Origin of the sequence: Streptomyces sp. NPDC052036, from assembly GCF_040680495.1 — a bacterium.
Taxonomy (GTDB): Bacteria; Actinomycetota; Actinomycetes; order Streptomycetales; family Streptomycetaceae; genus Streptomyces.
The window spans coordinates 23,154-41,181 of the sequence record NZ_JBFAWW010000028.1; the positions used below are offsets into that span (position 1 = coordinate 23,154).

Here is an 18,028-nt window from a genome sequence, read left to right on the forward strand (position 1 = left end):
GGTACTTGAGCGCCGCCCCCGACCGAGGGCGCCGCCTGGCAAGGAGGGCCGCATGACCGTACGGCGAGTAATGGGCATCGAGACGGAGTACGGCATCTCCGTCCCCGGCCATCCCAACGCCAATGCCATGCTCACCTCATCCCAGATCGTCAACGCCTACGCGGCGGCGATGCACCGGGCCCGCCGGGCCCGCTGGGACTTCGAGGAGGAGAACCCGCTGCGGGACGCGCGAGGCTTCGACCTCGCCCGTGAGGCCGCCGACGCCAGCCAGCTCACCGACGAGGACATCGGCCTTGCCAATGTGATCCTCACCAACGGCGCGCGACTGTACGTCGACCACGCCCACCCCGAATACAGCGCCCCCGAGGTGACCAACCCCCGCGACGCCGTCCTCTGGGACAAGGCCGGCGAGCGGATCATGGCCGAGGCCGCGGAACGCGCCGCCCAGCTTCCCGGAGCCCAGCCGATCCACCTCTACAAGAACAACACCGACAACAAGGGCGCCTCCTACGGCACGCACGAGAACTACCTGATGAAGCGGGAGACCCCCTTCTCGGACATCGTGCGCCACCTCACGCCCTTCTTCGTCTCCCGCCAGGTCGTCGCAGGTGCCGGCCGCGTCGGCGTCGGCCAGGACGGCCACGAACACGGCTTCCAGCTCAGCCAGCGCGCCGACTACTTCGAGGTCGAGGTCGGCCTGGAGACGACACTCAAACGGCCCATCATCAACACCCGGGACGAACCGCACGCGGACGCGGAGAAGTACCGCCGCCTCCATGTGATCATCGGCGACGCGAACCTGTCGGAGATCTCGACCTATCTCAAGCTGGGCACGACCGCCCTGGTCCTGTCGATGATCGAGGACGGCTTCATCGCCGTCGACCTCGCCGTCGACCAGCCCGTACGCACCCTCCACCAGGTCTCCCACGATCCCGGACTGAAGCGCCTCGTCACCCTCCGCAGCGGCCGGACGCTCACCGCCGTCCAGCTCCAGATGGAGTACTACGAGCTGTCGCGCAAATACGTGGAGGAGCGCTTCGGGACCGATGCCGACGACCAGACCAAGGACGTCCTGACCCGCTGGGAGGACACGCTCAACCGTCTGGAGCGGGACCCGATGAGCCTGGCCGGCGAACTGGACTGGGTCGCCAAACGCGAGCTGATGGAGGGCTACCGGCGCCGCGACGGCCTCGACTGGGACGCCGCCCGGCTGCACCTGGTGGACCTCCAGTACGCCGACGTACGCGCCGAGAAGGGCCTCTACAACCGTCTGGTGGCGCGTGGCCGTATGAAGCGGCTCTTGGACGAGGCCGAGATCGAGCGGGCCCGCACAAAGCCGCCGGAGGACACGCGTGCGTACTTCCGTGGCCGCTGCCTGGAGCAGTACGCGGACGATGTCGCGGCGGCCTCCTGGGACTCGGTGATCTTCGACCTCCCGGGCCGGGACTCCCTCCAGCGCGTCCCAACCCTCGAACCGCTTCGCGGAACGCGTAATCACGTCAAGGAGCTGCTGGACCGCTGCCGCACGGCGGAGGACCTGGTCAGGGTGCTCTCCGGTGGCTGAGCGGGTGTGCGGGCGCCTCGGCCGGGCAGGGTAGTAAATCCCGGCGTCCGGGAATCATCGAGGCGGTCCCCGTACGTTGGAGCAACCACGGGGCCGATGTCGGACCGGGCTTGTAGGGTCTGATCATCACCGATCGGCAGGAATGCCGACCATGTCGGGCGAACTGAGCGGGGTGAGGGTTATGGCGACCAAGGACACCGGCGGCGGACAGCAGAAGGCCACGCGCTCCACGGAGGAGGTCGAGGAGCAGGCGCAGGACGCGCAGGCTTCCGACGATCTCAAGGAGCGGCACGAGAAGCTGAACGATGACGTGGACTCGGTTCTCGACGAAATCGATGACGTGCTCGAGGAAAACGCAGAGGACTTCGTGCGCTCCTTCGTGCAAAAGGGCGGGCAGTAGGCCACCTTCGCCTTTGATTCGAAGGTGAAGATGGCTTCGGGTGGCGGTTGAGTCGGAGGCGAAGCGCTGCGGGCGGTGCGGCGAGGTCAAGCCGCACGCAGCCTTCGCCGTCGAGCGGACGAACCTCGACGGCCTGCGGCGCCGCTGCCGCGCAGACGCGACTGCATCGGGTCTCGAGCGTCGGCGGGCCATGGGCAGGACGGTTCCGCCGCCCGCGGCTCTCTTGCAAGCCCACACGTACCGCCAGGGCCGCGGAGCAACCGAGCCGCGACGTGACCGGCTGATCGCCTCCCAGGGAGGTGTCTGCGGTGTCTGTTCGGCGGCCCCGGCGACCCAGGTTGATCACTGTCATCAGACGGGTAGGGTCCGTGGCGTACTGTGCTTCAACTGCAATTCCGGCCTCGGCCTGTTGGGGGACAACCCCGAAGCGATGTACCGAGCTGCCGACTACCTGGAAGGAAACGCGTGGAAGCCAACCCTCGTAGCACCGGGCGTCTACCGGCCGCCTTCCTGACGCCCGGGTCGTCGTCCTTCATGGACTTCCTCTCCGAGCACCAGCCCGAGCTGCTGCCCGGCAAACGGCAGCTGCCGCCCACCCAGGGCGTGATCGAGGCCCCGCACGGCACCACGATCGTGGCCACGACGTTCCCGGGGGGCGTCGTGCTCGCGGGTGACCGCCGGGCGACCATGGGCAATGTGATCGCCCAGCGGGACATCGAAAAGGTGTTTCCGGCGGACGAGTACTCCGCGGTCGGCATCGCCGGCACCGCCGGCCTCGCCGTGGAGATGGTGAAGCTGTTCCAGCTGGAGCTGGAGCACTTCGAGAAGGTCGAGGGCACCCAGCTCTCTCTGGAGGGCAAGGCCAACCGCCTGTCGACCATGATCCGCTCCAACCTCGGCATGGCCATGCAGGGCCTGGCCGTGGTGCCCCTCTTCGCCGGGTACGACCTGGACCGGGAGAGGGGCCGCATCTTCTCCTACGACGTGACGGGCGGCCGCTCCGAGGAGTACGGCTTCGCGGCCACGGGCTCCGGCTCGATCTTCGCGCGCGGCGCCATGAAGAAGCTCTACCGTGATGATCTGACCGAGGAGCAGGCCACCACGCTGGTGGTCCAGGCTCTGTACGACGCGGCAGACGACGACTCGGCGACCGGCGGTCCCGATGTCGCCCGCCGGATCTATCCGATCGTCACCGTGATCACTGATGACGGCTTCCGCCGGCTCACCGAGGACGAGTCGGGTGACGTCGCCCGCGCGGTCCTGCAGCACCGTCTGGACCAGCCGGACGGCCCCAGGGCCGCCCTGCTCTGACGCCGGGCCTGGTTGTGGTGAAGGTGATCGTGTGACTTTGACAGAAAGGGACGGATAACCGGTGTCGACGCCGTTCTATGTCTCCCCCCAGCAGGCCATGGCCGACCGGGCGGAGTACGCCCGCAAGGGCATCGCGCGCGGCCGCAGCCTGGTCGTGATGCAGTACGCCGACGGCATCGTGTTCGTCGGTGAGAACCCGTCCCGTGCGCTGCACAAGTTCAGCGAGATCTACGACCGGATCGGTTTCGCGGCGGCCGGCAAGTACAACGAGTACGAGAACCTCCGCATCGGCGGGGTCCGCTATGCCGACCTGCGGGGCTACACCTACGACCGGGACGATGTGACCGCCCGGGGTCTGGCCAATGTGTACGCCCAGACGCTGGGCACGATCTTCTCGAGTGCGGCGGAGAAGCCGTACGAGGTGGAGCTGGTGGTCGCCGAGGTGGGGGAGACCCCGGACGGCGACCAGATCTACCGTCTGCCGCACGACGGATCGATCGTGGACGAGCACGGCTCGGTGGCGGTCGGTGGCAACGCGGAGCAGATCAGCACCTTCCTGGACCAGCGGCACCAGGACGGGATGACGCTGGCGGAGGCGCTGAAGCTTGCGGTGCAGGCGCTGTCCCGGGACACCAACGGCAGCGAGCGGGAGATCCCCGCCGAGCGCCTGGAGGTCGCGGTGCTGGACCGTACGCGTCCGCAGGCGCGGAAGTTCCGGCGGATCGTGGGCCGTCAGCTGTCCCGGCTGCTGCAGGCCGACGGTGCGAACACCGCCGCGGAGGCGGAGGACGAGTCCTCCGAGGACGAGGAGTGATCCAGCGTCACGCCTCGTGAGGGGCGTGACGTCCATCCAGTGCATCGCCGCGCGCCCCGGCCCTTTCCGGTCGGGGTGCGCGGCGTTGGCCGTGGGGTGTGTCTCAGGGGCGGGGCGGGGCCGTGGAGCCCCGTACGACGAGGTGGACGGGGATGTCTCCCTGTTCCGGCGTCCGGCCTTCCAGGACCGCGAGGAGGGCCTCCATGCCCCGTTCGCCGAAGAGTTCCGCGTCGAGGCGGACGGTGGTCAGCTCCGGGTCGAGGGCGGTGGCGAGGGCGAGGTCGTCGAGGCCGGTGACGGACAGGTCCTCGGGGATGCGCAGGCCGAGGCGCCGGGCGGCCTTGTAGGCGCCGGCGGCGAGTTTGTCGTCGTCGCAGACGAGGGCGGTGGGCCGGGGGCCGGGGGCGGCGAGGGCGGCTTCGGCGGCGGCGAGGGCGTCCTCGATGGAGATGGGCGCGCGGGTGGTGCGCAGGGTGGCGCCGGGTGTGCCGGCGAGGCGTGCGGCCAGTTCTCGTGCGCGGATGCGGAAGGTCCAGGAGGGGACGTCGGCGGCGAGGTGGAGGAAACGGCGGTGGCCGAGGGCGAGCAGGTGGTCAGCCACCTGGCGTACGCCGTCGGCGATGTCGAGGTTGACGGTGGCGGCGCCGAGGCTGCCGTGCGGGTCGCTGTCGAGCATCACGAGGGGGAGCTGGTCGCCGCGGATGGCGGTGAGGGCGTCGGCGGCCATGGAGGAGGCGATCACACCGTCGAGGGCCGCCTGCGCGGAGTGGAAGGGGTCTCGGGCGGGGCCGACGCCTTCGGGGGAGGGGTAGAGGACGACGCCGAAGCCGTGCTCGGCGGCGATGCGTGCGGCTCCGGTGTAGACGCCGGCGAAGAACTCGGTGGTGAGGGCGGGGACGACGAGGAGGACGGTGCGGGTGCGGCCGAGGCGGAGGTTGCGCGCGGCGAGGTTGGGCCGGTAGCCGAGTTCCCGGGCGGCCTGGCGCACCCGTTCGGCGGTGGCCGCGGAGACGCGTCCGCGCCATTTGTCGCCGAGGACCAGGGAGACCGCGGCCTGGGAGACTCCGGCGGCCTGGGCGACATCGCGGCTGGTGGGTCGCGTGCTACCTGATGCCACCGTGGGCCTGCTCTTTCGTCTGGACTCGTGGACAGCGCACATGGTACGTATGACGGGCGACGTTATACGTACAACGTCCTCTGCGAACGATACGGAAGCGGCCCGGAAACGGCCCGGAAGCGGCCCGGAAACGGCCCGGTACGGGCCTGGAAAGGGCCTGGAAAGGGCCCGGAACCGGCGCGCGGTCGGCGGGAATCCGCCCGGACACGGGGGACGGTACGGACAGAGCGCGGACCCGGCACGCGGGAGCGGGCGGGCCGCGCGCAATCACGGAGAGAGGGCGGGATGGCCGCGGGTTATCTGGAGATCCTGAGGGCGAGGCACGCCGCGCGTCTGCTCGTCGGGACGCTCGTGGGCCGGCTGCCGAACGCCACCGCGGCGATCGCGGTGGTGCTCTTCGTGCGCGCCGAGAGCGGTACGTACAGCCTCGCGGGCGTGCTCGCGGCGGTGTACGGGGTCGCCAACGCCGTGGGGCAGCCGCTGCTCGGCCGGCTGGTCGACCTGCACGGCCAGCCACGTGTCCAGCTGCCCGCCGCGCTGGTCTCGGCCCTCGCCATGACCGCCTTCGCGCTGACGGGCCTGGAGCCGCGCGTGGTGGCGTATGCCGCCATGGCGGTCGCGGGGCTGTTCACACCGCCCCTGGAGGGCGGCCTGCGGGCGCTGTGGCCCTCCGTGCTGCGCCGGGAGGAACAGGTGCACACCGCGTACGCGATGGACGCGGTCGCCCAGGAGGTGATGTTCACCGTCGGACCGCTGCTGGTGACGCTGTGCACCGCCCTGTGGTCGGCCCGCGTCGCGCTCGTGGTGCTGAGCGTCCTCGGGGTGCTGGGCGCGCTGTCGGTGGTCGTCTCGCCGCCGTCGCGCGCGTGGCGGTCGGCGCCGCGCGCCGCGCACTGGCTCGGTGCCCTGCGCTCGCCGGGGCTGCTGGCACTGCTCGGGGCGTTCCTGTGCGTCGGGATCGCGCTGGGTTCCATCACGGTGGCGGCGGTGTCGTACGCAGACGGGCACGGCGGGGACACGGTGTACGGGTGGCTGATGGCCGGGCTGGGCCTCGGCGCGCTCGCCGGGGGCACGCTGTACGGGGCGCGGCAGTGGCGCGGTGCGCCGGAGGGGCGACTGCGTGTGCTGGTGGGGCTTCTGGCGGTGTGTTACCTGCCACTGACGCTGGTGCCGGGTGCGGTGGCCATGGTGCTGCTGACGGTGCTGGCGGGGGTCTTCCTCGCACCGTCCATCGCCTGTGCGTTCATCATCGTGGACCGGCATGCGCCGACGGGGACGGTCACCGAGGCGTTCTCCTGGCTTGTGACGACGTTCACCGTGGGTGCGTCGGTCGGTACGGGCGTGGCGGGGACGGTGGTGCAGGCGGGCGGCGCCCGGTGGGGGTTCGCGGTGCCGGGTGTCGCGGGGGCGGTGTCGTTGCTGGTCCTGCTGGCCACCGGGCGGGTCCTGGCAGCTCCCGGGGAGGGCGCGGTGGTTGCGGCTTCATCGGAAAATGATCCAAACCGTGCTGTCGAACCCCGTTTCAGCTCGGGGGATCGGGCGTAATGTTCAGTCATGGACCGCCGCATTTTCGGGCTGGAGAACGAGTACGGCGTCACGTGCACGTTCAGGGGACAGCGCCGCCTGTCGCCTGACGAGGTGGCGCGGTACCTCTTCCGCCGTGTCGTGTCATGGGGCCGTAGCAGCAATGTCTTTCTGCGCAACGGTGCCCGTCTCTATCTCGACGTGGGCTCACATCCGGAATACGCGACACCCGAATGTGACAATGTGATCGAACTGGTCACCCACGACAAGGCCGGCGAGCGCATTCTCGAGGGGCTGCTGGTCGACGCCGAACGCCGCCTGCACGAGGAGGGAATCGCGGGCGACGTCTATCTCTTCAAGAACAACACGGACTCGGCGGGCAACTCCTACGGTTGCCATGAGAACTACCTGGTGGCGCGGCACGGGGAGTTCTCCCGGCTCGCGGACATCCTGATTCCGTTCCTGGTCACACGGCAGCTGCTGTGTGGCGCCGGCAAGGTGCTCCAGACCCCCCGGGGCGCGGTGTACTGCGTGAGCCAGCGCGCCGAGCACATCTGGGAGGGTGTCAGCTCGGCGACCACGCGTTCCCGGCCGATCATCAACACGCGGGACGAGCCGCACGCCGACGCCGAGCGCTACCGCCGTCTGCACGTCATCGTCGGTGATTCGAACATGTCCGAGACGACGATGCTGCTCAAGGTGGGCGCCACCGACCTGGTGCTGCGCATGATCGAGGCGGGCACGGTGATGCGGGACCTCACCCTGGAGAACCCGATCCGGGCGATCCGCGAGGTCAGCCATGACATCACGGGCCGTCGCAAGGTGCGCCTGGCGAGCGGGCGGGAGGCCTCGGCGCTGGAGGTCCAGCGCGAGTACTACGAGAAGGCCGTGGATTTCTGCGAGCGCCGCGGCATCCGTACGGGCACGGTCGAACAGGTCCTGGAGCTGTGGGGCCGTACGCTGGACGCGATCGAGGCGGAGGACCTGGACCGGATCGGTACCGAAATCGACTGGGTGATGAAGTACAAGCTCATCGAGCGGTATCGCGCCAAGCACAACATGACGATGTCGCATCCGCGGGTCGCGCAGATAGACCTCGCCTATCACGACATCCACCGTCGTCGTGGTCTGTACTACCTGCTGGAAAAGAAGGGTCAAGCCACCCGGATCTGCAACGACTTGAAGATCTTCGAGGGCAAGTCGGTTCCCCCGCAGACCACTCGGGCGCGGCTGCGCGGCGACTTCATCCGCCGGGCGCAGGAACAACGGCGTGATTTCACGGTCGACTGGGTGCATCTCAAGCTGAACGACCAGGCACAGCGCACCGTGTTGTGCAAGGACCCGTTCCGTTCGGTGGACGACCGGGTGGAGAAGCTGATCGCCGGCATGTGACGGTTGCGTTCGGGCCGGACGCCGGAACGCAACACGGGCGCCGTACGTTTGCCGTACGGCGCCCTTGTCACGCCGTAGAGTTGCGCGCACGACAACCGTCAAGATCGATCGATACGAGGCCCCATCGTGCGCCGACGCTCGCTGTTCCTTGCCGCTCTGCCCGCCGGACTGGTCACGCTCGCCGGATGCGGCGACAGCGGATCCGGCAAGAGCAAGACCGGCACCAGTCCCTCCCCCTCGGCCTCGGCCTCGGCTCCGTCCGCCGCCCCGCCGCCGAAGATCGTGGAGGCGCCGCTCCCGGCGATCACCGCCGGGACCAAGCTCGGCGAGAAGCCGACCGTGGCCAAGGGCACGGGTGCCCCGTCCAAGGACCTGGCGGTCAAGACGGTGATCGCGGGCAGCGGCCCGATCGTCGCGGAGAACGACTACATCCAGGCCAACTACCTGGGCCAGATCTGGGACACGGCGAAGGTCTTCGACAACTCCTACGACCGCAAGACGCCGCTGGTCATCCAGCTCGCCCAGGGCGGCATCATCGACGGCTGGCGGTATGCGCTCCAGGGCAAGAAGGTCGGCAGCCGGGTGCTGATGGCCGTGCCTCCGACCTGGGGCTACGGCTCGCAGGGCAACCCGCAGGCGGGCATCAAGGGCAGCGACACGCTGGTGTTCGTGGTGGACATCCAGAACTCGTTCAACGCGAAGAGCTCGGCCAAGGGCAAGGCCGTGGCGCAGAGCGACGCGAACGTGCCGAAGGTCGGCACCAACACCGACGGCAACGCCCCGTCCATCGACATCCCGAAGGTCAAGCCGCCGACGGGTCTGGTCTCGAAGTACGTGATCGAGGGCGCCGGCGACCAGGTCGCGGCGGACAGCACCGTCCTGGTGCAGTACAAGGGCGTGCTCTGGGACACCGGCAAGGAGTTCGACTCCACCTACGGCCGCGGGCAGCTGACGTCGTTCTCGTTGCAGCAGGTCGTCAAGGGCTGGGCCGAGGGACTCACCGGCAAGAAGGTGGGCAGCCGGGTCCTGATCGTCATCCCGCCGAAGCTGGGTTACGGCGACAACCCGCCCCAGGGCAGCGGCATCAAGAAGGACTCCACGCTGGTCTTCTCGGTTGACATCCTGGCGAAGATGTAAACCCTCGCGGCGATGTGAGAATGTCGGTCTTGCCGTAATGGCCTCAACCCCAACTAGCAGGAGCTTTTGACGTGAGCATCGAGAAGCCCGAGATCGACTTCCCGGGCGGCGAGCCGCCGGCCGACCTCGAGATCAAGGACATCTGGGAGGGTGACGGTCCGGAGGCGAAGGCGGGCGACACCGTCTCCGTCCACTACGTGGGCGTGGCCTTCTCCACCGGCGAGGAGTTCGACGCGTCCTGGAACCGTGGCGCCCCGCTGCAGTTCCAGCTCGGTGTCGGCCGGGTCATCAAGGGCTGGGACCAGGGCGTGCAGGGCATGAAGGTCGGCGGCCGCCGCCAGCTGACCATCCCCCCGCACCTCGCCTACGGTGACCATGGCGCCGGCGCCCGCATCAAGCCCGGCGAGACGCTGATCTTCGTCTGCGACCTGGTCGCGGTCTGATCCGATCCCCGGCCACCGGCGCCCGCTCGGGCCGGCCTCGCGCCCACGCGCCACGGCCCGGGTGGGGGGCGCCCGGTGTGACAGGGGCGATCGGAACCGATCATCTTGCGCCCATGCCCGTGCGGGCATGGGCGCTCGGCTTTGCCGTGCCCGCTGGGAGCGGTACGGTCGTCGATCGTAAGCACCATAGGGAGGCGAAGGGCGTCGATGGCCATTGCCAAGGCCGAGCGGCTGATGAACCTGGCACTGTGTCTGCTCGGGACGCGGCGGCCGCTCAGCAAGCGCGAGCTGCGCGAGTCCATCGAGGCCTATCTCGAGGCGGGGTCGGACGATTCCTTCAACCGGATGTTCGAGCGCGACAAGGACGACCTGCGCGAGCTGGGCCTGGTCATCGAGACCGTGGAGAACCTGGACGGCGAGATCGGCTATCTCGCCCGCCACGACAGCAACCGGCTCCCGCCCATCACGCTCGACGCCGAGGAGGCCGCCGCGCTCGGTCTGGCCGCCAAGGTGTGGCAGCAGGCCCGGCTCGCCGGTGCGGCGAGCGGTGCGCTGCAGAAGCTGCGCGCCGCGGGCCTGCCCGAGGACGTCGACCCGTACGAGGTCCATGGCGCGCTGGAGCCCCGCATCCCCGTGCACGAGGCGGCCTTCGAGCCGCTGATGCTGGCCTGCCGGGACCGCCGCCCCGTCGTCTTCGAATACCGCAAGGCCACCGCCGCCCGCCCCGAGCCCCGGCATGTGGAGCCCTGGGCGCTGGAGTGCTGGCGCGGCCACTGGTACCTGGCCGGCTGGGACCGGGACCGGGACGCGGAGCGGGTCTTCCGGCTGTCCCGGATCACCGGCAAGGTGCGCAGCCGCGGCGGCGGATTCACCGCGCCGGTGCCCGACGTGGTCACAGTCCGGGAGACCGTGGCGAGCTGGGCGGGGGAGACCGCGGACCGCTCGGCCCGCATCCGGCTGCGCACGGGCGCCGGATACCCCCTTCGAGCGAAAGCCACCGCCGTACGGGAACTCGGCGACGGCTGGGACGAGTTGGAGATTCCGTACGGGCACGGCCTTGATGCCTGGCTGGTCGAGTTCGGGCCCGATGTGGTGGTCCTGGAGCCCGTCGAGCTGCGGGCCGATGTGGTGGACCGGCTGCGTGCCGTGGCCAAGGGCTGAGAAGGGGGACGGAGCACAGTGGCAGCCAAGCCGGCCAGGCCCGCGAACGCCATCGACCAGACACGGCGGATGCTTTCCCTGGTGACGTATCTGCGGGAGCGCCCCGGTGCGCGCATCGAGGACGTCGCCCGGGCCTTCGGGATCACCGAGGACGAGCTGGTCTCGGACCTCGATGTGCTGCCCATGTGCGGCACCAGCTTCCGCGGGGGCGATCTGCTCGACATCGACACCGACGGTGAGCGCATCTGGTGGCACAACCCTGCCGCCCTGGGCGCGGAGGCCGCCGAGCCGCTGCGGCTGGCAGCCGACGAGGCGACCGCGCTGCTCGTCGCCGCGCGGGCCGTGGCCACCCTGCCCGGACTGCGCGAGAGCGACCGGCAGGCGCTGCTGCGCGCCACCGCCAAGGTGGAGACCGCCGCCGGTGAGGCCGCGGGTGCCAGCTCACGCCTGTCGGTGACGTTCGAGTCGGAGGGCGGCGTCTTCGCGGACGTCGACCGCGCGATCTCCGAGCGCCGCCGGCTGTGGATCCGCTACTACTCGCCCGCCCGTGACGAGGTCACCGAGCGCGAGATCGACCCGATCCGCCTGGTCAGCGTCGGGCACACCTATGTGGAGGCGTGGTGCCGCCGCTCCGAGGCGCGCCGCACCTTCCGGCTCGATCGGGTCGCCGAGATCAGGATCCTGGACGAGCCGTCGGCGCCGCCGGAGGTCGAGCTGCGGGATCTGTCGGCGGGGCTGGTCCAGCCCGCCGCCGAGGACCCCGAGGTGGTCGTCGAGGTCGGCCCGGCCGGGCGCTGGGTCGCCGAGTACTACCCGCACGACCGGGCGGATGAGCTGCCGGACGGCGGGCTGCGTATCACCTTGCGGACCCCGGACCCGGCGTCGCTGCGACGGCTGGCGCTGCGGCTCGGGCGGGACGGCCGGATCGTGTCGCCGCCGGACCTCACGGAGAGCGCCCGCCGTGCGGCCCGTGCGGCGCTCGTGGCGTACGACGAGCCGGACGGAGTTCAGGACGGGCTGTACGACAGGCGGGAGCAGGGGCTGTGAGCATGTCGGCGATGTCTGGTGCGTCGGAGCAGTCGGATGCCGTGGCGGGTGCGCCGCAGGCGCCGGGGGTGGCCGAGATGTCGGTGCGGACGGCGTTCGCCGGCATGCGTCGGGTGGCCGACGTGGTGTTCAGAGCCGGCTGCCCGGACTGCGGGGCCCGTTTCGAACTGGGCGCGAGCGCGTTGCGGCTGGTGATCGGAGCCAGCAGCAAGACGACGTTCTACTCGTTCACCTGCCCCGAGTGCGGCACGTCCGTGCGCAAGCCGGCGGGGGAGCGCATCATCGAACTGCTCACCGGGGGCGGGGTCAGGACCCTGCGACTGCACTGATCGGTCCGGTGCGCCGGCAGTTCGGTTCCGAGAATGTGCAAGGGGACCGGCATCAGGCGATACCGGTCGGTCATTCGACGCTATGAAGAAGTGATTGCACACACCGCTTCACTGACCGTCGACATGGTGACTCATGCCGGCGGTGACATTCAGCGCGGACCAGTCGAAGGCTTTTCTCTCATTCGGCGCCTTGATCGAGAGAAGGCCGGGTCACATTGTTGTGACCCGACCCCCGACCAGCGGCGCGGAATTGCCGCTCAAGCTGGTCCGAATGAATTTCCTAATCCGGCGGGCATTCTGCCTTGCGGCAGGTCAGCAGCGGCCGCCCTTGGCGGACGAGAAGCCCATGGGCTTGTTGTACACCACGGTGTGGCCCTTGCCGTCCGCAGCCACATCGGCGCACCACTTGTTGTTGAACAGCGCGTTGGTGGTGCCGGCGATGGCCGACTTCACGTTGCAGGTGTTGTGGTAGTAGATGGTGTAGGTCGCGCTTCCATCCCCCCAGGAATAGTTGAAGCAACCCACGCTGCCACGGTGGACGGAATCCGCCGACATGGTCGCCGCACTCGCCGGAGTGGCGGCGGTTATGCTGAGGATCGCGACAGAGCCGGCGGCGATGAGGCTGAAGCGCTGCTTGAGCTTCACGTTTTTCCCCCATGAAATTGAGTGGATGAAGGCCGAGGGAAACGCAACAGCTCGGCCGTCAGTCCATTTCATGGACGACAGTTATTGGTGTTCCCCCGGTCTCTGGTCGAGCCGATAATAAACGGAGATCGACGCCGCCTGTCAAGATCAGTTGTAAGAAGGACGCCACCATCTGTTCGCTCGGACTCCACGGCGCGGCCCCTTCCTCCGGTCCGCCCGCTGACCTGAACGGACCTGCCCAGGACCGTCTAGGCTCGGCGTCATGTTCTGGCCGATGTTCGCAGTAGCTTTGGGTTTCGTGGGACTTGCCGTCCTCGGCGTGCTGGCCGTCCGCGTCTTCCTGGAGGCGCAGCGCCTGGGCAGGCAGGTCTCGGACGCGGCGGCCCGTATCAACCGGGCGGCCGAGGAACTGGAGCAGGCGACCGTGAACGCGGCCCGGGCGGCGGACTCCCTGTGAGCCGCAACGGGAACTCCTGTGAGCTGCCGAACGTCGTGCGCTATGGGGCGCTTCGCCCTCGCGGCTAGGTACGCTGCTAGTCGCGGTCCGAAGAACAAGGCGCGGCCCGTGGACGCGGAAGTACGCACAGGGATGGTCTCGTGTTCATCCCCGGACGATACGATCGCTGCCAGCACGATGGTCAGACGCCTGTCCGACCGGTCACATGCACTGCTGCCCCGCCTCAGTGAGAAGGTGAAGACTATGTTCCGCAACGCACTTGAGCCGTGGCACCTGGTGCTCCTGGTTCTGGTGATCGTCCTCGTGTTCGGCTCGAAGAAGCTTCCGGACATGGCGCGGTCGCTGGGCAAGTCCGCGCGGATCCTCAAGAGCGAGGCCAAGGCGATGAAGGACGAGGGCAAGTCGGCTGCCCAGCCGTCCGCCCAGCCGACCGAAGAGCAGTCTCAGGCTCAGCGTACGATCCAGGCGTCCCCCGGCGACGTGGCCAGCTCCCGGCCGGTCAGCGAGCCGACGGACACCACGACCCAGCGCTGAGGCGAGGGCCGGTTCTCCGGTCCACTGCACGAGATGAGGATGTGGGTTGCTCAAGCCTGCCCGCAAAAGGGAGAGGGACGCCGAGGGGCGCATGCCGCTCGCGGACCATCTTCGTGAGCTGCGCAACCGGCTCGCGAAGGGCGTGCTGGCGATCGTCGTCGTCACCATCGTGGCCGCCTTTTTCTACCAGCACATCATCAACTTCATCACCAAGCCGCTGCTCGACTCGGTCGGCTGTACGCAGTCCTTCGGGCAGCTGACGGCGGCAAAGCACGACGTGCACTGTGCGCACCTCACGGTCAGTGGCCTGCTGACACCCTTCACGCTGGCGCTGAAGGCGTCGCTCACCGCCGGTGTCGTGCTGGCTGCACCGATCTGGCTGTACCAGCTGTGGGCGTTTGTCGCGCCCGGCCTCCACCGCCACGAGCGGAAGTACGCCTACGCGTTCGTCGGGTTCGGCTTCCCCCTCTTCCTCAGCGGCGGCTTCCTCGCCTACAAGGTGCTGCCCAAGACGGCGAAGGTGTTCATCGACCTCACGCCGCCTGGCGCGGAGAACCTGCTGCCGCTGGACAACCTGCTCGACCTGGTCACGCGCATGGTGGTGGTCTTCGGCCTCGCCTTCGAGATGCCGCTGCTGCTCGCCATGCTCAACCTCACCGGCATCCTGTCCGGCCGGCGCATGCTCGGCTGGTGGCGCGGCATGGTTGTCGGTATCGCCGCCTTCGCGGCCGTGGCCACGCCCGGCGCCGACCCGATCTCGATGCTCGCGCTGGCGGCGCCGATCTGGGTGCTGTACTTCGTCGCCGTGGCCTTCTCCCTGCTCAACGACCGCCGCCGGGCCCGGCGCGACGACCAGGGTCTCTCGGACGACGAGGCCTCCGAGCTGGACCTGACCCCCGAGGGGATCGGCGAGGTCGAACCGGTACCGGCGTCCCGTGCCCTCCCGGAGTCGGACGGCTCGGACCATGACCGGGCGAACGGCTACGACGACGTGACGTGAGCCGGCGAACGCGCTTCGTGGTGCCGTGACAACGGCTGTGGGCCCCACCGAGGGAATCGGTGGGGCCCACGCCGTTGGTGCGGCCGCGCGGGCCGCTGCTCGGCCCGGGCCGAGCCTGCCTGCGCGATCCGCTCACCATGGGGCGGCCCGGAGTGACCGTCCCCGTACCTACCGTTCCGATCCGGATAATGATCGTCGCGTTGTCAGTGGTGCCCGGTACGCTCGAAAGCACGATGACAGAGGACCTCTCACCGGCCGAGCGGTATGCGGCAGCACGCAGGCGCGCTGCCGAGCAGGCCACCGCGCTCGCCTCCTTCCGCGAGATGTACGACTTCGGCCTCGACCCCTTCCAGATAGAGGCCTGCCAGGCGCTCGAAGAGGGCAAGGGCGTACTGGTGGCAGCCCCCACCGGCTCCGGCAAGACGATCGTCGGCGAGTTCGCCGTCCACCTGGCCCTGAACCAGGGCAAGAAGTGCTTCTACACGACACCCATCAAGGCCTTGTCGAACCAGAAGTACTCCGACCTGTGCCGCCGTTACGGCACGGACAAGGTCGGCCTCCTCACCGGCGACAACAGCGTCAACTCCGACGCCCCGGTGGTCGTGATGACGACCGAGGTCCTGCGGAACATGCTGTACGCGGGCTCCCAGACCCTCCTCGGGCTCGGCTATGTGGTCATGGACGAGGTGCACTACCTCTCCGACCGCTTCCGCGGCGCCGTCTGGGAGGAAGTGATCATCCACCTGCCCGAGTCGGTGACCTTGGTGTCGCTGTCGGCGACCGTCTCCAACGCCGAGGAGTTCGGCGACTGGCTCGACACCGTCCGCGGCGACACCGAGGTGATCGTCTCCGAGCACCGGCCCGTGCCGCTGTTCCAGCATGTGCTGGCCGGCCGCCGGATGTACGACCTGTTCGAGGAGGGCGAGGGCCACAAGAAGGCCGTCAACCCCGACCTCACGCGCCTGGCCAGGATGGAGGCCACCCGCCCGTCCTACCAGGACCGCAGACGCGGCCGGTCCATGCGCGAGGCCGACCGGGAGCGGGAGCGCAGACAGCGCTCCCGGGTGTGGACGCCGGGCCGGCCGGAGGTGATCGAGCGGCTCGACGCCGAGGGCCTGCTGCCCGCGATCACCTTCATCTTCAGCCGGGCCGCCTGCGAGGCCGCCGTCGAGCAGTGCCTGTACGCGGGCCTCAGGCTCAACGACGAGGAGGCCCGGGAGCAGGTGCGGGCGCTCGTCGAGGAGCGCACCGCCTCCATCCCCACCGAGGACCTCCATGTGCTCGGGTACTACGAGTGGCTGGAGGGCCTGGAGCGCGGTATCGCCGCCCACCATGCGGGCATGCTGCCGACGTTCAAGGAAGTCGTCGAGGAACTGTTCGTCCGCGGCCTGGTGAAGGCGGTGTTCGCCACCGAGACCCTCGCGCTGGGCATCAACATGCCCGCCCGCTCGGTGGTGTTGGAGAAACTCGTCAAGTGGAACGGCGAGCAGCACGCCGACATCACCCCCGGCGAGTACACCCAGCTCACCGGCCGCGCCGGCCGTCGTGGCATCGACATCGAGGGTCACGCGGTCGTGCTGTGGCAGCGCGGGATGAGCCCCGAGCACCTCGCGGGCCTGGCGGGCACCCGGACCTATCCGCTGCGCTCCAGCTTCAAGCCGTCGTACAACATGGCCGTGAACCTGGTGGAGCAGTTCGGCCGGCACCGCTCCCGTGAGCTGCTGGAGACGTCCTTCGCGCAGTTCCAGGCCGACAAGTCGGTCGTCGGTATCTCCCGCCAGGTGCAGCGCAACGAGGAGGGTCTGACCGGCTACAAGGAGGCCATGACCTGCCACCTCGGCGACTTCGACGAGTACGCGCGGCTGCGCCGCGACCTCAAGGACCGCGAGACGGAGCTGGCCCGCCAGGGCGTGTCCCAGCGCCGCGCCGAGGCCGCCGTCGCCCTGGAGAAGCTCAAGCCCGGCGACGTCATCCATGTGCCGACCGGGAAGTACGCGGGCCTGGCTCTGGTGCTGGACCCCGGACTGCCCGCCGGCCGTGCGGGCGGCCACCGCGGTCTGGAGTACCACGACGGCCCCCGCCCGCTGGTCCTCACCGCCGAACGGCAGGTCAAGCGGCTGGCGGCGATGGACTTCCCGGTACCGGTGGAGGCGCTGGAGCGGATGCGCATCCCGAAGTCGTTCAACCCCCGCTCGCCGCAGTCGCGTCGCGACCTTGCCTCCGCCCTGCGCACCAAGGCCGCGCACATCCCGCCGGAGCGGCACCGCAAGAAGCGCTCGGCGGCCGCCGACGACCGCGAGATCGCCCGGCTGCGCACCGCCCTGCGCTCCCACCCGTGCCATGGATGCAACGACCGCGAGGACCACGCCCGTTGGGCCGAGCGCTACCACCGTCTGATGCGCGACACCTCCCAGCTGGAGCGCCGCATCGAGGGCCGGACGAACACCATCGCCCGTACCTTCGACCGCATCGTCGCCCTGCTCACGGAGCTGGACTACCTGCGCGGCGACGAGGTGACCGAACACGGAAAGCGCCTCGCGCGGCTGTACGGCGAACTGGACCTGCTGGCCAGCGAATGCCTGCGCGAGGGCGTCTGGGAGGGGCTCGACCCGGCCGAACTGGCCGCGTGCGTCTCGGCGTTGGTGTACGAGGCCCGGGTGGGGGACGACGCGATGGCGCCGAAGCTGCCGTCGGGCAAGGCCAAGGCCGCGCTCGGCGAGATGGTGCGCATCTGGGGTCGGCTGGACGGCCTGGAGGAGGAGTTCCGCATCAACCAGACCGAGGGCGTGGGCCAGCGCGAGCCCGACCTGGGCTTCGCCTGGGCCGCGCACATGTGGGCGAGTGGCAAGGGGCTGGACGAGGTCCTGCGCGAGGCCGAGATGCCGGCCGGCGACTTCGTGCGCTGGTGCAAGCAGGTCATCGACGTCCTCGGCCAGATCGCGGCGGCGGCTCCCGTGGAGGGTTCCACGGTGGTACGGAACGCGCGCAAGGCGGTCGACGCCCTGCTGCGCGGTGTCGTCGCCTACTCCTCGGTGGGCTGACCACCGCACCCGCCGCACCCGCCATACCCGCCGCACCGGCCACATCCGGCAGACCGGCCACACCCGGCAGCCCCGGCCGTCAGTGGCTCTCGGCGGCTGTCCGGACCGTCTC

18 protein-coding genes are annotated in these 18,028 nt (G+C 69.5%); 16 read left to right on the forward strand and 2 right to left on the reverse strand.

Going from position 1 to position 18,028, the window contains the following annotated elements:
- The first annotated feature begins 52 nt into the window (after positions 1-52).
- The 5 genes from dop (at position 53) to prcA (ending at position 4,089) form a co-directional block, all read left to right on the forward strand.
- Positions 53-1,564: a depupylase/deamidase Dop gene (dop, locus tag AB0L95_RS29975; RefSeq protein WP_365166781.1), complete on the forward strand. Its 1,512-nt coding sequence runs from the start codon at positions 53-55 to the stop codon at positions 1,562-1,564.
- 181 nt (positions 1,565-1,745) lie between these two features.
- Positions 1,746-1,964, forward strand: coding sequence for a ubiquitin-like protein Pup (locus AB0L95_RS29980; RefSeq protein ID WP_365166927.1), 219 nt, complete (start codon positions 1,746-1,748; stop codon positions 1,962-1,964).
- A gap of 190 nt (positions 1,965-2,154) precedes the next feature.
- On the forward strand, positions 2,155-2,478 hold the full coding sequence (locus tag AB0L95_RS29985; protein ID WP_365166929.1) for an endonuclease VII domain-containing protein: 324 nt from the start codon (positions 2,155-2,157) through the stop codon (positions 2,476-2,478).
- Positions 2,430-3,275 carry a proteasome subunit beta gene (prcB, locus tag AB0L95_RS29990; protein WP_365166783.1) on the forward strand — a complete coding sequence of 282 codons (846 nt, stop codon included), beginning with the start codon at positions 2,430-2,432 and terminating at the stop codon, positions 3,273-3,275. The genes AB0L95_RS29985 and prcB overlap by 49 nt, the downstream gene beginning before the upstream one ends.
- Before the next feature lie 61 nt (positions 3,276-3,336).
- A complete protein-coding gene (gene prcA, locus AB0L95_RS29995; protein WP_365166785.1) occupies positions 3,337-4,089 on the forward strand; it encodes a proteasome subunit alpha in 753 nt (250 codons plus the stop codon).
- A 103-nt stretch (positions 4,090-4,192) separates the two neighbouring features.
- On the opposite strand, the gene AB0L95_RS30000 is transcribed toward prcA, so the two are convergent.
- On the reverse strand, positions 4,193-5,206 hold the full coding sequence (locus AB0L95_RS30000; protein ID WP_365166788.1) for a LacI family DNA-binding transcriptional regulator: 1,014 nt from the start codon (positions 5,204-5,206) through the stop codon (positions 4,193-4,195).
- A 285-nt stretch (positions 5,207-5,491) separates the two neighbouring features.
- On the opposite strand from AB0L95_RS30000, the gene AB0L95_RS30005 reads away from it, so the two are divergent.
- The 7 genes from AB0L95_RS30005 to AB0L95_RS30035 all read left to right on the forward strand — a co-directional run bounded on the left by AB0L95_RS30005 (position 5,492) and on the right by AB0L95_RS30035 (position 12,239).
- A complete protein-coding gene (locus tag AB0L95_RS30005; RefSeq protein ID WP_365166791.1) occupies positions 5,492-6,751 on the forward strand; it encodes an MFS transporter in 1,260 nt (419 codons plus the stop codon).
- A gap of 9 nt (positions 6,752-6,760) precedes the next feature.
- On the forward strand, positions 6,761-8,122 hold the full coding sequence (gene pafA, locus AB0L95_RS30010) for a Pup--protein ligase (protein ID WP_365166794.1): 1,362 nt from the start codon (positions 6,761-6,763) through the stop codon (positions 8,120-8,122).
- A gap of 126 nt (positions 8,123-8,248) precedes the next feature.
- Positions 8,249-9,259 carry an FKBP-type peptidyl-prolyl cis-trans isomerase gene (locus AB0L95_RS30015; protein WP_365166796.1) on the forward strand — a complete coding sequence of 337 codons (1,011 nt, stop codon included), beginning with the start codon at positions 8,249-8,251 and terminating at the stop codon, positions 9,257-9,259.
- A gap of 71 nt (positions 9,260-9,330) precedes the next feature.
- Positions 9,331-9,702 carry an FKBP-type peptidyl-prolyl cis-trans isomerase gene (locus tag AB0L95_RS30020; RefSeq protein WP_365166798.1) on the forward strand — a complete coding sequence of 124 codons (372 nt, stop codon included), beginning with the start codon at positions 9,331-9,333 and terminating at the stop codon, positions 9,700-9,702.
- Positions 9,703-9,909: 207 nt separating this feature from the next.
- Positions 9,910-10,863: a WYL domain-containing protein gene (locus tag AB0L95_RS30025; protein ID WP_365166800.1), complete on the forward strand. Its 954-nt coding sequence runs from the start codon at positions 9,910-9,912 to the stop codon at positions 10,861-10,863.
- An 18-nt stretch (positions 10,864-10,881) separates the two neighbouring features.
- Positions 10,882-11,910 (forward strand): WYL domain-containing protein, encoded by a 1,029-nt coding sequence (locus tag AB0L95_RS30030; protein ID WP_365166802.1) that lies wholly within the window; start codon positions 10,882-10,884, stop codon positions 11,908-11,910.
- Positions 11,911-11,921: 11 nt separating this feature from the next.
- Positions 11,922-12,239, forward strand: a complete 318-nt coding sequence (locus AB0L95_RS30035; RefSeq protein WP_365166804.1) for a hypothetical protein — start codon at positions 11,922-11,924, stop codon at positions 12,237-12,239.
- A 312-nt stretch (positions 12,240-12,551) separates the two neighbouring features.
- Here AB0L95_RS30035 and AB0L95_RS30040 read toward each other — a convergent pair whose 3' ends face one another.
- Entirely contained in the window at positions 12,552-12,884 is a 333-nt protein-coding gene (locus tag AB0L95_RS30040; protein WP_365166806.1) for a hypothetical protein, read from the reverse strand.
- Between the two features lie 262 nt (positions 12,885-13,146).
- On the opposite strand from AB0L95_RS30040, the gene AB0L95_RS30045 reads away from it, so the two are divergent.
- The 4 genes from AB0L95_RS30045 to AB0L95_RS30060 all read left to right on the forward strand — a co-directional run bounded on the left by AB0L95_RS30045 (position 13,147) and on the right by AB0L95_RS30060 (position 17,916).
- Positions 13,147-13,341, forward strand: coding sequence for a hypothetical protein (locus AB0L95_RS30045; RefSeq protein ID WP_365166808.1), 195 nt, complete (start codon positions 13,147-13,149; stop codon positions 13,339-13,341).
- Positions 13,342-13,584: 243 nt separating this feature from the next.
- Positions 13,585-13,875, forward strand: a complete 291-nt coding sequence (gene tatA / locus AB0L95_RS30050; protein ID WP_365166811.1) for a Sec-independent protein translocase subunit TatA — start codon at positions 13,585-13,587, stop codon at positions 13,873-13,875.
- A 46-nt stretch (positions 13,876-13,921) separates the two neighbouring features.
- The gene (tatC, locus tag AB0L95_RS30055) at positions 13,922-14,875 is read left to right on the forward strand and encodes a twin-arginine translocase subunit TatC (protein ID WP_365166814.1); all 954 of its coding nucleotides are present in this window, start codon (positions 13,922-13,924) and stop codon (positions 14,873-14,875) included.
- Between the two features lie 188 nt (positions 14,876-15,063).
- A complete protein-coding gene (locus AB0L95_RS30060; RefSeq protein ID WP_365166817.1) occupies positions 15,064-17,916 on the forward strand; it encodes a DEAD/DEAH box helicase in 2,853 nt (950 codons plus the stop codon).
- The last annotated feature ends 112 nt before the right edge of the window (positions 17,917-18,028 follow it).